Raw genomic sequence first — 14,520 nt, forward strand, 5'->3', positions numbered from 1 at the left:
CAGTCCTCGTCCTGCCACAAGAGTGCTACGGACCGCTGTGTCCGTCTGTGTTTCCTTGTCCCCCACGTGTGAAAGGTCCCCCTGCCGCGCCCGGTCGATGCGTGCGATGATGTGCGCGCCAACTGCATACCGGCCGCTTGAATCCGCGCGGGAGAGCTCCCAGCAGTCTCGCTGGGGCGCCGAAGGAGCAAGTCCCTCCCTTGAATCTCTCAGGCCCACATACCGCGCGGGCGAGGCACATCTGAAAAGCGGGCCGTACCTCTTCCGCGGAGGGCGGCTCCACCCACGGTGCAAACCACGACCACCAGTACGTACGGTCGTGGTGAACCTCTCAGGTTCCGATGACAGATGGGGAGGAACGACCTCGCCCGTCATGCCCTGGGAGCAGAACCGATGAGCACTAGCCCGACCGCCGGACCGCGCCGAACCGCGCTCGATGCCCTGCATCGCTCGCTCGGTGCGACGATGACCGATTTCGCAGGCTGGGACATGCCCCTGCGCTACGGCTCCGAACGCGACGAGCACAACGCCGTACGCACCGGGGCCGGCCTCTTCGACCTCTCCCACATGGGGGAGATCACCGTCGGGGGCCCGCAGGCGGCCGCGCTGCTGGATTACGCGCTGGTCGGCGACATCGGCGGTGTGAAGACGGGCCGCGCCCGCTACACCATGATCTGCCGCGAGGACGGCGGCATCCTCGACGACCTGATCGTCTACCGGCTGGCGGAGACCTCGTACCTGGTCGTCGCGAACGCCTCCAACGCCCAGGTGGTGCTGGACGCGCTCGTCGAGCGTTCCGCCGGGTTCGACGCCGAGGTGCGGGACGACCGGGACGCGTACGCGCTGATCGCCGTGCAGGGCCCCGAGTCGCCGGGGATCGTCGAAGCGCTGACCGACGCCGATCTCGACGGTCTGAGGTACTACGCGGGGCTGCCCGGCACGGTCGCCGGGGTCCCCGCGCTGATCGCGCGCACCGGGTACACCGGCGAGGACGGCTTCGAGCTGTTCGTGAAGCCGGAGCACGCCGTCGACCTGTGGCAGGCGCTGACGAAGGCGGGCGAGGGCGTCGGTCTGGTGCCCTGTGGGCTGTCCTGCCGGGACACGCTGCGCCTGGAGGCGGGGATGCCGCTGTACGGGCACGAGCTGTCCACCGCGCTGACGCCCTTCGACGCCGGGCTCGGGCGGGTCGTGAAGTTCGAGAAGGAGGGCGACTTCGTCGGGCGTACGGCGCTGGCGGCGGCCGCCGAGCGCGCCGCGTCGGCTCCTCCGCGCGTCCTCGTCGGGCTGGTCGCCGAGGGCCGCCGGGTGCCGCGCGCCGGGTACCCGGTCGTCGCGGACGGCAAGGTGATCGGCGAGGTCACCTCCGGCGCGCCCTCCCCCACCCTGGGCAGGCCGATCGCCATGGCGTACGTCGACGCCGCGCACGCGGCGCCGGGCACCGCCGGTGTGGGCGTGGACATCCGGGGCAGCCACGAGCCGTACGAGGTCGTGGCGCTGCCGTTCTACAAGCGGCGGAAGTGACACCTTCATAGGTGTTTGCCCGCATAGGCGTTCGATGTCGTTCGACAGAGGTGACGCTGGGCACATACGTGCTGCTCAACAGCGGTTTCAGCAGTCCCCCATTCATCCTCACTCCCCCGCGTACAGGAGAATTCAGGCCATGAGCAACCCCCAGCAGCTGCGCTACAGCAAGGAGCACGAGTGGCTGTCGGTCGCCGAGGACGGCGTCTCGACGGTCGGCATCACGGAGTTCGCGGCGAACGCGCTCGGCGATGTCGTCTACGCCCAGCTCCCCGAGGTGGGCTCCACGGTGACCGCGGGTGAGACCTGCGGCGAGCTGGAGTCCACGAAGTCGGTCAGCGACCTGTACTCGCCGGTCTCCGGTGAGGTCACCGAGATCAACGAGGACGTCGTCAACGACCCGTCGCTGGTGAACACCGCCCCGTTCGAGGGTGGCTGGCTGTTCAAGGTACGTGTCGCGGAGGAGCCGGACGATCTGCTCTCCGCCGACGAGTACGTCGCCCACACCGCCGGCTGAGAACACGAGGTCGTACGCATGTCGCTTCTGAACACGCCCCTGCACGAGCTGGACCCGGATGTCGCCGCCGCCGTCGACGCCGAGCTGGACCGCCAGCAGTCGACCCTGGAGATGATCGCCTCGGAGAACTTCGCTCCGCTCGCGGTCATGGAGGCCCAGGGCTCGGTGCTGACCAACAAGTACGCCGAGGGCTACCCCGGCCGCCGCTACTACGGCGGCTGCGAACACGTCGACGTCGCCGAGCAGATCGCCATCGACCGGCTGAAGGACCTGTTCGGCGCCGAATACGCCAACGTCCAGCCCCACTCCGGCGCCTCCGCCAACCAGGCCGCCCTCTTCGCCCTCGCCCAGCCCGGCGACACCATCCTCGGCCTGGACCTCGCCCACGGCGGCCACCTCACCCACGGCATGCGCCTGAACTTCTCCGGCAAGCAGTTCAACGTCATCGCCTACCACGTCGACACCGCCACCGGACTCGTCGACATGGCCGAACTGGAGAAGCTCGCCAAGGAGCACCGGCCCAAGGTGATCATCGCGGGCTGGTCGGCGTACCCCCGCCAGCTGGACTTCGCCGAGTTCCGCCGGATCGCCGACGAGGTCGGGGCCTACCTGTGGGTCGACATGGCGCACTTCGCGGGCCTGGTCGCCGCAGGGATCCACCCCAATCCCGTCGAGCACGCCGACGTCGTCACCTCCACCACCCACAAGACGCTCGGCGGACCGCGCGGCGGCATCATCCTCGCCAAGAAGGACTTCGCGAAGAAGCTCAACTCGTCGGTGTTCCCCGGCTTCCAGGGCGGCCCCCTGGAGCATGTGATCGCCGCCAAGGCCGTGTCCTTCAAGGTGGCGGCCTCCGAGGAGTTCAAGGAGCGTCAGCGCCGTACGGTCGAGGGCGCGAAGATCCTCGCCGAACGCCTGATGGCCGACGACGCCCGCGAAGCCGGCGTCAACGTCCTGTCCGGCGGCACCGACGTCCACCTCATCCTCGTCGACCTGCGCGAGTCCGAACTGGACGGGCAGCAGGCGGAGGACCGCCTCCACCAGGTCGGCATCACCGTCAACCGCAACGCCGTCCCCAACGACCCGCGCCCCCCGATGGTGACGTCCGGTCTGCGGATCGGTACCCCCGCCCTCGCCACCCGCGGCTTCACCGCCGAGGACTTCACCGAGGTCGCGGACGTCATCGCCGAGGCGCTCAAGCCGTCCTACGACGCGGAAGCGCTGAAGACCCGGGTGAAGGCCCTGGCGGACAAGCACCCGCTGTACCCGGGGCTGGGGAAGTAACCCCGACTTCATCGGTACGTAGTCCCGCTTTTCCGGGGCACCGCGCACACTGGGCAGTGAGCGCGGTGCCCCAACCCCCCGCACAACCTCCCCCGTTCTGAGGAGTCACCGTGGCCGTCTCGGTCTTCGACCTGTTCTCGATCGGCATCGGCCCGTCCAGCTCCCACACCGTCGGTCCGATGCGCGCCGCCCGGATGTTCGCCCGCCGGCTGCGGAACGAGGAACTGCTCACGGGCGTGGCCTCGGTGCGCGTCGAGCTGTACGGCTCCCTGGGCGCGACCGGCCACGGACACGGCACCCCCAAGGCCGTACTCCTGGGTCTGGAGGGCGCCTCACCGCGCACGGTGGACGTCGGGTCGGCCGACGACCGGGTGGAGTCGATCAGGGAGTCGGGCCGTATCCGTCTCCTCGACGACCACGAGATCCCCTTCGACTTCGACCGGGACCTGGTCCTGCACCGCCGCGAGACGCTGCCGTACCACGCCAACGGCATGACGGTCTGGGCGTACGACGCCGAGGGCGCGGAGCTGTTGTCGAAGACGTACTACTCGGTCGGCGGCGGCTTCGTCGTCGACGAGGACGCGGTCGGCGCGGACCGCATCAAACTCGACGACACGGCCCTCAAGTACCCCTTCCGCACGGGCGACGAGCTGCTGCGCCTGACGAAGGAGACGGGCCTGTCGATCTCCGCGCTGATGCTGGAGAACGAACTGTCCTGGCGCACGGAGGACGAGATCCGCTCCGGGCTCCTCGACATCTGGCGTGTCATGCAGGCGTGCGTCTCACGCGGCATGTCCCGCGAGGGCATCCTGCCGGGCGGCCTGCGCGTACGCCGCCGCGCGGCCATGTCGGCCCGTCAACTCCGGGCGGAGGGCGACCCGTTGGCCCGCTCCATGGAGTGGATCACGCTCTACGCGATGGCCGTGAACGAGGAGAACGCCGCCGGCGGCCGGGTCGTCACGGCCCCGACGAACGGCGCGGCCGGCATCATCCCCGCCGTCCTGCACTACTACATCAACTTCGTCCCCGGCGCGGACGAGGACGGCGTCGTCCGCTTCCTCCTCGCCGCCGGCGCCATCGGCATGCTCTTCAAGGAGAACGCCTCCATCTCCGGCGCCGAGGTCGGCTGCCAGGGCGAGGTCGGCTCCGCCTGCTCCATGGCTGCCGGCGCACTCGCCGAGGTCCTCGGCGGCAGCCCCGAACAGGTCGAGAACGCCGCCGAGATCGGCATGGAACACAACCTCGGCCTCACCTGCGACCCCGTCGGCGGCCTCGTCCAGATCCCCTGCATCGAACGCAACGGCATGGCCGCCGTCAAGGCCGTCACCGCCGCCCGCATGGCCATGCGCGGCGACGGCACCCACAAGGTGTCCCTCGACAAGGTCATCAAGACCATGAAGGACACCGGCGCCGACATGAGCGTGAAGTACAAGGAGACCGCCCGGGGCGGGCTCGCGGTGAACATCATCGAGTGCTGAGGGAACAGGCCGGTGGGCGCCGTCGTCCGCGACTCCTGGCAGGAGCTGACCGCCGCCGGCACCGGCACGGAGCGCGTGGCGGAACTGCTGGGCGTGGCGATACCGGAGACCGGTCCTGGTCGGCTCGATGAATGCAGGTGGATTCAGGAAGACTGCTCGCCGACGCGATGGGCGCCGGGCCGTGTGTCGCTTTCGCGGGTGGTCGAGCCTGTCAAGGACAGGGCGCCCGGGCCGGTGAATACCAGGAGCAGGAAGGCCCAGCAGAAGAGGACCGGGGCGAGGCCGCCGTTCTGGAGCGGAAAGAGGCCGTCCTTCTGGTGTTCCGTGAAATAGGCGAACGCCATGATGCCCGAGCTGATGAATGCCGTGCCTCGGGTCGCGACGCCGAGGAGCAGGAGAATGCCGCAGACCAGTTCGATCACTCCGGCGTACCAGAACGGCCAGTCGCCCACCGGGCTCGCCTTTCGGTCCAGCACACCGAAGACCGTGGCGGCGCCCTCGCTGGCGAAGAGCAGGCCCAGGACGATACGGAACAGGCCCAGGACGAGGGGTTGTCGTGTCGTGAGCCAGTCGTTCAGGCGCGGGCTGCCGCTCATGGGTACTCCTCGGATGGGTCGCATGGGTGGGATGGGTCGACTGTGTCGGATGGGTCGGATGGGTCGGCTCGGCACGGGCGTGGGTATGGGCGATGCGGGCCGTACGGGCCCGTACGCGTGGGTGCTCCCGGTTTTCTACGCACGTGCGCGGCTTCGGGTTCAAGGAACCCGCCTGCGAATTCGGGTCGGACTGTGCGGTCATGGAGTGCGTCGGCCGCCTCCGGCGCGCGGGTGTGAGGACATGGCCCGGGCACCAACGGCCTCGGCGCCCCCTCCCCTCACCCTCGCCCGGTGGCTGTCATCCGGCCTCTTCGCCGGTGTTCGCGAGGGCCGCGCCGAGTTCTGATCGGCGGCGGATGCCGAGCTTGCGGTAGGTGCTGGTCAGGTGGGTCTCGACGGTGCGGCGGGCGAGGTGGAGGAGTTGGGCTATCTCGGTGTTCGTACGGCTCTGTGCGGCGAGTTCGGCGATGCGGCGCTCGCCGGCGGTGAGTGCGCCCGGGCCGGTCAGGGCGGTCGCCGTGCGGCGGGCGCCGCCCTCGCGCAGGGCCGCCTCCGCGACCGCGCGGAGGCGGAGCGCGCCCAGCCGTTCGGCGCGTTCGGCCGCCTCGCGGAAGGCGTCACGGGCCCGCGCCCGATCCCCTGCCGCGGCGAGCCCCCGCCCGTGCGCGACGAGCGCCGGGATCAACTCCGTCTCGACCGGCTTCCCGCCCACGGCCACGATCCGGGCTTCGTCCGGCGCCTCAGCCACCGCCCGGCCACCGATCCCCGGCGCGGAACCGCCGCCGGCCGCCCAGCCACCGACAGTCCTCACAGGGCCTCCGCCCAGCGCCCAGCCCTGCAAGGCCGTCAACCTCGCGGGTGTTCGCCCCTGCGCCCGGCCGCCGTCGATGGCCGTCGCAGGCTCTCCGCCCGACACGGGCTCACCCTCGGCCGCCACTGGCCCTCCGCCCGGCACCCGGGCGTCCTCCGCCGCCATCGATCCCCCGCCGGGCATCGGGGCGCCCGCCCCCGTCACAGACTCCCCTTCCGACACCCGGCCACCCATCCCCGGCACAGACTCCCCACCCGACACCCGGCCGCTCTCCGCCGGCACAGACTCCCCACCCGACACCCGGTCGCCCTCCACCGCCGCAGATCCCCCACCTGACATCCGGCCGCCCGTCCCCGTCACAGGCTCACCGCCCGGCCCTCGGCCACCCTCCACCGCCACAGACCCTCCGCCCGACACCCGACCACCCATCCCCGGCACAGACTCCCCACCCGGCACCCGGCCACCCTCCGCCGCCACAGGTCCCAGGCCCGGCATCCGGCGACCCGCCCCCGTGACAGGTTCTCCGCCCGGCACCCTCTGCCCCCTTCCCCTCTCAGCCCCTGCGCCCGATGCCCGGTGGCCCGCTTGTGCCGCCGCCGTCTCCTCCGGCACCGCGCCCTCCGCTGCCGCCAATGCCCCGTCCGGCACCGCATCCTCCGCCGTCGATCCCCCGCGCGGCGCTCCGCCCTCCGCGGCGGCCTCCTCCGGTTCGCCGTCGACTCCCTGGCGTAGGACCCGTACTGCCCGGTGCCCCAGTTCCAGGCCTCGGCGGCCGCCTGTCGCTGTGCCGAGGACGCTGAGGGCGCGGCCGAGGACGCGGGGGGTGTTCCAGACGGTGGCGAGGGAGAGTTCCTGTTCGGCCAGGGCGAGGGCCTCGTGGGGGCGGCCGAGGGCGAGGTGGCATCGGGCGGCGGCGGTGCGCCAGGGGGTGACGACGGGGCTGGCGACGTCGCGGGCCGACTGGCGGCGGCCGCATTCCAGGAAGTCGTCGAGGGCGGCCGCCGGGTCGCCGGTGGCGGCGCGGAGGAGGCCACGGGCGTAGAGGAAGCGGTTCAACTCCCAGGAGTCGTGGGCGTGTTGGATGTCGAAGGCATCGGCCAGCCGGGTCGCTTCCGCCGCCCGGTCGGTTTCCACGAGGGCGATGACCGCGTGGGCCAGGGCGTTGGCCGACTCGGGTCGGCCGCCGGCCGCGCGCGACACCTCGGCCTCGGCGAGGACCTCCTCGTGGTCGCCGCGGGCGGCCGCGATGTCGATGCGCACGTTGAGCAGGGCCAGATGCATGGGGTGGAGGAGGGAGGTGCGCTGGCCGGTCAGACCGCGCCGGACCAGGCGTTCGGCCTCGTCCAGTTGGTCGGCCCACTGGGCCACGGCCGCGGCGGTGCCCAGCAGGAAGACCTCGGAGAGCGGGTCGGCGGGCTGGGCGAGGAGGGCGCGGATGCGGTGCATCGCCGAGGCCGCCGAGGTGAGGCCGGCGGTCGCCTCGTAGCGGACGAGGAGGGCCTGTCCGGCGGTGCCGACCAGCTGGGGCGAGCGCTCGGCGTTCTCGCGGAGCCAGCGGTACACCTCCTGCCGTACGGCCTGGTCGTGGTCGGCGAGCAGCGCGGAGGCGGTCTGGACCGTGCGGATGAGGTCCGGGTGGCCCGTCAGGTGTTCGTCGCGCAGCCCGCGCAGGACGTCGACGGCGGCGCGGGCCTCGCCGCGGCGGGCCAGGGCCGTGCCCAGGGCCACCGCCGCGTGGACGCGTTCCCGGGGCGGGGCGGGCAGGCGCAGCGCCTCGGCGAGCCGGGGTATGCCGGCCGAGGACCGTACGGTGGCGTACTCCAGGGAGCCCAGCTCGGTGAGGACCACGGTGCGGCGGGCGGCCGGCATCGGTTCGTCGAGCGCGCGGCGGAGGTAGGCGAGGGCGTCGTCGTCGCGGTCGGCGCGGACGGCGAGGTCGGCGGCGTCGAGCAGGGCGCCGGTCGCCCAGGCCTCGCCGACCGGGCCGCAGCGCAGCAGTTGTCCGGCGACGGCCTCGGCGTGGTCGCCTCGGTGCAACATCGCCTCGGCGGCCCGGCGGTGGGCGGCCTGCCGGCCGGCGCTCGCCCAGCCGCCGAGCACCGCGTCGCGCAGCAGCGGGTGGGCGTAGCGGGGCCGTCCGTCGGGGCCGGGGCGGAGCAGGCCGAGGCCGGTCATCGCGGTGAGCCAGCCGGGTACGCGGGCGGGATCGGCGCCCGCCGTCCGGGCGAGCAGTTCGGCGTCGGCCGGCACGGGGGCGTCCTCGTCGTCCAGCGCGGCGAGCGCGCGGGCGACCTCCGTGGTCGCGGGCCCGGCGCTGTCCAGCCACCAGGACACCGCGGCGGAGTAGGTACCGGGGTAGAGCGCGGCGCAGGTGTCCGGAAGGGCAGCCGGGAAGGCACCGGATTCGGCGTTCCGGAGGTCGTCCAGCAGGGCGCGCAGCAACAGCGGGTTGCCCGCACCCGCCCGTAAGCAGGCGTCGACCCACTCCGGCGGGGCGGCGCCGTGGACGGAACGGACCATCTCCGCCGCCGAATCGGGGCTCAGCGGGGCCAGGGTGCGGGTGTGGACGAGGGCGGGCGAGAGGGCGTGCGCGAGGCCGACCGCCGGGGGGTCGATGTCGTACTGGCTGCGTTCGGTGACCACGAGGAGCACCGGCAGGCGGTCGATCCGGCGGGCGGCCTCGGCGAGCCAGCGGCGTGAGGGGCCGTCGGCGAAGTGCACGTCGTCCACGGCGACGAGGAGCGGCGACTCGGCCGCGCAGGAGCGCAGCAGACGACCCAGCCGGGCGGACCTGCCCCGGTCCGGCGGGGTGTCCGGCGGGTCCGGCGCCTCGTCCGCGACCTGGTCGAACTCCGGTCCCAGAGCGAAGAGTTGGAGGACCGTGTCGAACGGTACCGAGGTGCGCTCGGGCGAGCAGCGGGCCCGCAGGACGCGCATGCCGTTCGCCGCCGCGTGGCCGGCGGCGGCCTCCAGGAGCGCGGTGCGGCCGGTGCCGGTGGCACCCCGGAGCAGCACGAGGCGGCCGGAGCCGTTCCGGGCGCGGGCGGCCTCTTCGGCCAGCAGCCCCAGGGGCTCACCGCGTTCGAGAAGCGGTTCCGGTGCGCACATCACTGCCTCCTGTCGTGGACTGTCGTTTTCCGCTTCGGTAGACGGGGCAGCGCCCCTCGGGGTGCACTGGTCGCGGAGGGTCGGCGTGGCAGTGCCGTGGTCCGCCTCGCGGGGAATCTCGTGGTGCATCTCGTGGTCCTCCACGATTGCGCGGTGCACACGACACACAGAAGGGTGAATCGAGCCCATCGGCCACTCCCTTCACAGGAGTGGCGATTTCGTGTATACGGGAGAAACGGTTGCGCAGCACATTCCGCACGACGGACACGGCCACGGCCACCGGCACGGCGGAGCCCCAGGAGTCCCAGCGCCGTATCCCGGTCGTGGTCCACACCCCCGACCCGCTCTCCCGCGCCGGAGTGCTCAGCCAGCTGCGCGGGCACCCGGTGATCGACCTGGTGGACGACGCCGAGGTACGGCCGGGCACGGTGGCCGTGCTGGTCGGTGAGACACCGGACGAGTCGCTGCTCTCCACGCTGCGCCGGCTGGTGCGCAGCGAGGGGGCGAGGGCCGTCCTGGTGGTGAGCCTGATCCGCGAGACCGAGCTGCTCGATGTCATCGAGTGCGGGGTCGGGGCCATCGTGTGGCGCCACGAGGCCACCGCGCACCGTCTGTCGCAGGCCGTGTTCGCGGCCTCCCGCGGGGACGGCGACCTGCCGGCCGATCTGCTCGGCCGACTGATCAACCAGGTGGGTACGTTGCAGCGTTCCGTGGCCGGCCGGCCCGGGGCTCCGCTGTCCGGCCTGGTGGCGCGTGAGATCGACGTCCTCCGGCTCGTCGCCGAGGGGATGGACACCGGTGAGATCGCGAGCAAGCTCTCCTACTCCGAACGCACCGTCAAGAACGTGATGCACGGGCTCACCACCCGGCTGCATCTGCGCAACCGGGCGCACGCGGTGGCCTATGCCCTCCGGGAAGGCTACATCTGATCGAACGGGCAGACGCACCGGGCCGGTTGGGCACCACATCGTGCCCCCTCGACGTCCCCGGTGTGCCTTCAAGGGCGGCCCCGCACAGGGCACGATCGGCGGACAGGCACACGACACAGCAGGAGCACGACCGTGATCCACGAGGTGGACGACGTCCTCAAGGGACTGATCGGCGGTGGTGCCCTGGCCGGCTCCGGCATCGACGTCTCCTTCGAGGCCCCGACCCGCGACTGGGCGGCCCGGCGCAACGCGCCCACCATCAACACGTATCTGTACGACATCCGCGAGGACGTCTCCCGCCGCCAGCGCGGCCACATGCCGGTCCGTAACGAGCGCGACATCGTCGTGCGCCGCCGTCAGCCGCCCCGCTGGTTCCGGCTGTCGTACCTGGTCACCGCCTGGACCAAACAGCCCCAGGACGAACACCGGCTGCTCTCCGCGGTGCTGGCCACCCTGCTGCCCCACGAGCTGCTGCACCCCGACGAACTCCCGGGCGCACTCGGCGCGTTGGGCCTGTCCGTGCCGCTCACGGTGGCGGGGCTGCACACCGAGTCCCGGTCCCTGGCCGAGATCTGGTCCGCACTCGGCGGTGAACTCAAGCCGTCCCTCGACCTCGTGGTCACCGCCCCCTTCCCGGCCTTCCCCGAGTACGACGCCGGTCCCCCGGTCACCGAGGGCGCGGCCATCCGCGTACGCGGCATGGACGGCTCCGTCGCGGGTTCGGAGGAACGCGCGCATCTGCCACGGCATCTGGCGTCCGCGCCGAACCCGGGAGAGCCGAAGCCGTGACCACGCACGCCTCCCACGACTCCCCGGCGGCCCCCGCCTCCCCCACCACCGACGCGCTCCTCCTCCGGCTCGCCCGACTGCGTGACCGCGTCGCCGAGCTGGTGTCCGAGCGCGGTGCCGGTGACCCGACGGCGGGTGACCCGCTGCGCGGGCTGTACGTGTCCGAGGAGGCCGTACGGCATCTGCTGGGGCCCTCGGCGGGGTCGTACGCCCCCGTGTTCGAGGACGGCGACGGATTCGCGGAGGCGGCCCCGGACGGTCCGCTGGAGCGGCTCGCGGGGCGGCTCGGGCTCACCGAGCTGGACGTGCGGATCCTGCTCATCGCCCTCGCGCCCGACCTGGACCGCTCCTACGAGCCGCTGTACGGGTATCTGAACGACGACGTGAGCAGGCGCCGGGCCACCGTCGGGCTGGCGCTGGATCTGTGCGGGCTGCCCGTGCATCTCGCTCAGGCGCGGGCCCGGTTCCGTCCCTCGGCGCCGCTGAGCGCGCTCGGGCTGCTGACGGTCGAGGATCCCGAGCGGCCCTTCCTCAGCCGGGCGTTGCGGGTGCCGGACCGGCTGGTCGCGCATCTGCTCGGCGACGACACGCTGGACGCGGCGCTCGTCGGCCATGTCCGTCCGCTCGCGTCGCCGTCGTCACCGGCGTCACCGGCCTCCCCGGCGTCGTCCTCGTCGGCGGAGGACGGCGGGTTCACCGCCAGGCTGGCCGCCCGGCTGGCCGCCGCCCCGGTCACCGTCCATCTGCGGGAGCACCGCGAGGGCGACGGGCTGATGCGTGCCGCGGCCGCCCTGCGTACGGCGGGTGTGGCGGCCCTGCACTTCACGCCCCCGGCGGGCGAGGCGGAGCTCACGGTGCTCCTCCCCGGGCTGCTGCGCGAGGCCCGGCTGCGTGGCTGCGCGATCGTGGTGTCGCCGTTGCCGGAGCGGCCGGGGCCGCTCTTCCGGGCGTTGACGACGGCCGACGTGTCCGTGCTGTGCGTGGGGGCGCAGCCGTACGACCCGCTGTGGTGCGACCGTGATCCGCTGGTCCTGGACGTGCCCCGGCCGCCGACGGGCGCGGTGGACGCCTGGTCGGCCGCGCTCGGCGCGGGGGCGGACGGGCCGGGGTTCGACCTGGCGGCCACGGTCGCCCCGTACCGGCTCGGCGGTGACCGGATCGAGCGGGCGGCCCGGGCGGCCGTGGACCTCGCGGCGTTCGACGGCACCGAGGTGACCGCCGCCCATCTGCGGCTCGCGGCGCGGCTGCAGTCCGCGTCGGGGCTGGAGCGGCACGCCCGCCGGATCCGCCCCGACGTCGGCTGGAACGACCTGGTCCTGCCGGACAAGCCCCTCGCCCAGCTGCGGGAACTCGCCCTGCGCGCCCGTCATCGCGACCGGGTGCTCGGCGACTGGCGGCTGAGCGCCGGGGGCGGCCGGGGCCGCGGTGTCCTCGGGCTCTTCGCGGGCGAGTCGGGCACGGGCAAGACGCTGTCGGCGGAGGTCGTGGCCGCCGAACTCGGCCTGGACCTCTATGTCGTGCAGCTCTCCTCGATCGTCGACAAGTACGTCGGCGAGACGGAGAAGAACCTGGAGCGGATCTTCACCGAGGCCGACCGCACCGACGCCGTGCTGCTCTTCGACGAGGCGGACGCCGTCTTCGGCAAGCGCTCGGAGGTGAAGGACTCCCACGACAAGTACGCCAACATGGAGAGCGCCTATCTGCTCCAGCGGCTCGAGTCCTTCGACGGTATCGCCCTGCTGACCACCAATCTGCGGGCCAACATCGACGAGGCGTTCACCCGGCGGCTCGACCTGGTGGTCGACTTCCCGTTCCCGGACACCGCCCAGCGGCTGGCCCTGTGGCGGCACAGCCTCGCCGCGGTGCCCCGCGCCGACGACATCGACCCGGCAGAGGTCGCCCGCGACTTCGAGCTGGCCGGCGGTTCGATCCGCAGCGCGGTCGTCACCGCCGCCTACGCGGCGGCGGGGCGCGCCGGGCCGGTCACCACGGCCGACCTGCGGGAGGGCGCGGAGCGCGAGTACCGCAAGGCCGGCCGGCTGGTGCCGGGCGAGGGCAACTGGTAGCGGGGGCCTCCGTGGTGGCGGCCCCCACCGGTGTCACTCCACGCGCCACTTCTGGTTGGGTGTGCCCGCGCACGTCCACAGCTGGAGCCTGGCGCCGTTCCCGGTGCCGTTGTCCTTGACGTCGACGCACTTGTCGGCCTGCGGATTGACCAGGTCGCCCTCGACGGTGAACACGAACTGCTGGGCGGGGTTGCCGCTGCACCTGGCCAGCTGGATGACGGCGCCGTCGTCCCGGGAGCCCCAGGCGACGTCCATGCAATGGCCGAGGGAGCGCACGGTGCCGTCGCCCCGGAAGTCCCACTTCTGGTTGGCGCCGCCGAGGCAGTCCCAGATCCACAGCGGGGTGCCGTCCTTGCCCTCGCCGTCCGCCCCGGCCTTGACGTCGATACAGCGGTTCGAGCCCCGACCGATGATCAGGGATCCCTTGGCGGCCGCCGGTTTCCTGGTCGTGGCCTCCGTGTCCGGTTCCTTCTCCGACCCGGAGTCCGACCCCGAGTCCGCATCCGAGTCCGCACCCGAATCCGAACCGGAGTCCTCGGGCTGCTCCTCCTGCTTCGGTGCCTCGGGCGTCTCCGAGGGCAGCGGCGCCGCGGAGACGCTGGGCGCCGGGGCCATCGCGGACGGGCTGGCGCTCGGCTCGACCTTCGTACCGGCTTCCCTCAGCTCTGTGGCGGCGCTGGTGACCCGGGGCTGGTACGCGAACCACAGCGTCAGGAACGTGATCGCCAGCGCCAGGAAGATCCCGAGACAGGTGGCGAGCCAGCCGGGCAGGAAGCTCCGCTGCACATAGGTGCCGTCCACGGACTGCGGTGCGACGCCCGCCCGTTGGACGGCGAGCGCGTACGGTCTCTCCTCCTTGGACCCGAACCAGATGATCTGCCGCGGCTTCAGCGTGGCCTTCACGAACGCCGCGCGCCCCGGCTCGATCTGCACGTTGCTCGGATGGATGTCGTACGACAGCTGGTCGCCGTTGTCGCTGCCGCTGACGGCGGCGGTGAGCCGGGTGTTGCCGAGGTTGTCGACGGCCAGTTTCGGCCGCCCCCGGAAGCGGCCCTTCACGGTCGGCGGGACGAGTTCCGCCCGTACCTCCGTGAACGGCGTGATCGTCAGGTTCCCCTCGGGAACGGTGGTCGCCTCCGGGTGCTCGGTCGGCGTGATGCGTATCGCGTACGGGTTCGGGCCGGCCGTCGCGTCCGGGGTGCGGGGCGGCGCGAACGTCAGCTCCACCGTCCCCGTCGTGCCCGGGTACAGCCGCAGGGTCTGCGGCTCCACGGTGGTCCAGGGCGCGATGTCACCGACCGGCTCGAAGCGGTACTCGTCGACGACGTCACCGGTGTTGCGCAGCCGCAGCCGTACGGTCGTACTGCTCCCCGGGTCCACGGTCGCGGAGGCGGGTTCGAGAGAGGTCCACAGGCTCACGA

The 14,520-nt window shown here is 72.5% G+C and carries 10 protein-coding genes and 2 riboswitches; of the genes, 7 read left to right on the forward strand and 3 right to left on the reverse strand.

Features of this window, described 5'->3' with window-relative positions; genetic code table 11:
• Positions 1–138: 138 nt before the first annotated feature.
• A riboswitch (glycine riboswitch) is annotated at positions 139–235 on the forward strand.
• A riboswitch (glycine riboswitch) is annotated at positions 236–358 on the forward strand.
• Between the two features lie 35 nt (positions 359–393).
• From gcvT to JIX56_RS12980, 4 genes are all read left to right on the forward strand, one after another.
• Entirely contained in the window at positions 394–1,521 is a 1,128-nt protein-coding gene (gene gcvT, locus JIX56_RS12965; RefSeq protein WP_257540342.1) for a glycine cleavage system aminomethyltransferase GcvT, read from the forward strand.
• Between the two features lie 139 nt (positions 1,522–1,660).
• A complete protein-coding gene (gene gcvH / locus JIX56_RS12970; protein WP_257540344.1) occupies positions 1,661–2,038 on the forward strand; it encodes a glycine cleavage system protein GcvH in 378 nt (125 codons plus the stop codon).
• Positions 2,039–2,056: 18 nt separating this feature from the next.
• On the forward strand, positions 2,057–3,322 hold the full coding sequence (gene glyA / locus JIX56_RS12975; RefSeq protein ID WP_257540346.1) for a serine hydroxymethyltransferase: 1,266 nt from the start codon (positions 2,057–2,059) through the stop codon (positions 3,320–3,322).
• A 110-nt stretch (positions 3,323–3,432) separates the two neighbouring features.
• Positions 3,433–4,800 carry an L-serine ammonia-lyase gene (locus JIX56_RS12980; RefSeq protein ID WP_257540348.1) on the forward strand — a complete coding sequence of 456 codons (1,368 nt, stop codon included), beginning with the start codon at positions 3,433–3,435 and terminating at the stop codon, positions 4,798–4,800.
• A 143-nt stretch (positions 4,801–4,943) separates the two neighbouring features.
• On the opposite strand, the gene JIX56_RS12985 is transcribed toward JIX56_RS12980, so the two are convergent.
• Both JIX56_RS12985 and JIX56_RS12990 read right to left on the reverse strand, forming a co-directional pair.
• Positions 4,944–5,396, reverse strand: a complete 453-nt coding sequence (locus JIX56_RS12985) for a DoxX family protein (protein WP_257540350.1) — start codon at positions 5,394–5,396, stop codon at positions 4,944–4,946.
• A gap of 298 nt (positions 5,397–5,694) precedes the next feature.
• Entirely contained in the window at positions 5,695–9,315 is a 3,621-nt protein-coding gene (locus JIX56_RS12990) for an AAA family ATPase (protein ID WP_257540352.1), read from the reverse strand.
• Positions 9,316–9,554: 239 nt separating this feature from the next.
• Between JIX56_RS12990 and JIX56_RS12995 the strand changes: the two genes are divergently transcribed.
• The 3 genes from JIX56_RS12995 (at position 9,555) to JIX56_RS13005 (ending at position 13,099) form a co-directional block, all read left to right on the forward strand.
• Positions 9,555–10,244 (forward strand): helix-turn-helix transcriptional regulator, encoded by a 690-nt coding sequence (locus JIX56_RS12995; protein ID WP_443031811.1) that lies wholly within the window; start codon positions 9,555–9,557, stop codon positions 10,242–10,244.
• 132 nt (positions 10,245–10,376) lie between these two features.
• Entirely contained in the window at positions 10,377–11,033 is a 657-nt protein-coding gene (locus tag JIX56_RS13000) for a DUF4255 domain-containing protein (RefSeq protein ID WP_257540354.1), read from the forward strand.
• Positions 11,030–13,099, forward strand: a complete 2,070-nt coding sequence (locus JIX56_RS13005; RefSeq protein WP_257540356.1) for an ATP-binding protein — start codon at positions 11,030–11,032, stop codon at positions 13,097–13,099. Before JIX56_RS13000 ends, JIX56_RS13005 begins: the two co-directional genes overlap by 4 nt.
• Positions 13,100–13,132: 33 nt before the next feature.
• Here JIX56_RS13005 and JIX56_RS13010 read toward each other — a convergent pair whose 3' ends face one another.
• Positions 13,133–14,518 (reverse strand): RICIN domain-containing protein, encoded by a 1,386-nt coding sequence (locus JIX56_RS13010; protein WP_257540357.1) that lies wholly within the window; start codon positions 14,516–14,518, stop codon positions 13,133–13,135.
• Positions 14,519–14,520: the final 2 nt, after the last annotated feature.

The sequence above is a fragment of the Streptomyces sp. CA-210063 genome (assembly GCF_024612015.1).
GTDB lineage: Bacteria > Actinomycetota > Actinomycetes > Streptomycetales > Streptomycetaceae > Streptomyces.

What these genes read in the sequence shown, in the direction of transcription:
- JIX56_RS12990 (WP_257540352.1), bottom strand. Translation starts at nt 9,315, where the DNA reads ATGTGCGCACCGGAACCGCTTCTCGAACGCGGTGAGCCCCTGGGGCTG.
- JIX56_RS12985 (WP_257540350.1), bottom strand. Translation starts at nt 5,396, where the DNA reads ATGAGCGGCAGCCCGCGCCTGAACGACTGGCTCACGACACGACAACCC.
- gcvT (WP_257540342.1), top strand. Translation starts at nt 394, where the DNA reads ATGAGCACTAGCCCGACCGCCGGACCGCGCCGAACCGCGCTCGATGCC.
- gcvH (WP_257540344.1), top strand. Translation starts at nt 1,661, where the DNA reads ATGAGCAACCCCCAGCAGCTGCGCTACAGCAAGGAGCACGAGTGGCTG.
- glyA (WP_257540346.1), top strand. Translation starts at nt 2,057, where the DNA reads ATGTCGCTTCTGAACACGCCCCTGCACGAGCTGGACCCGGATGTCGCC.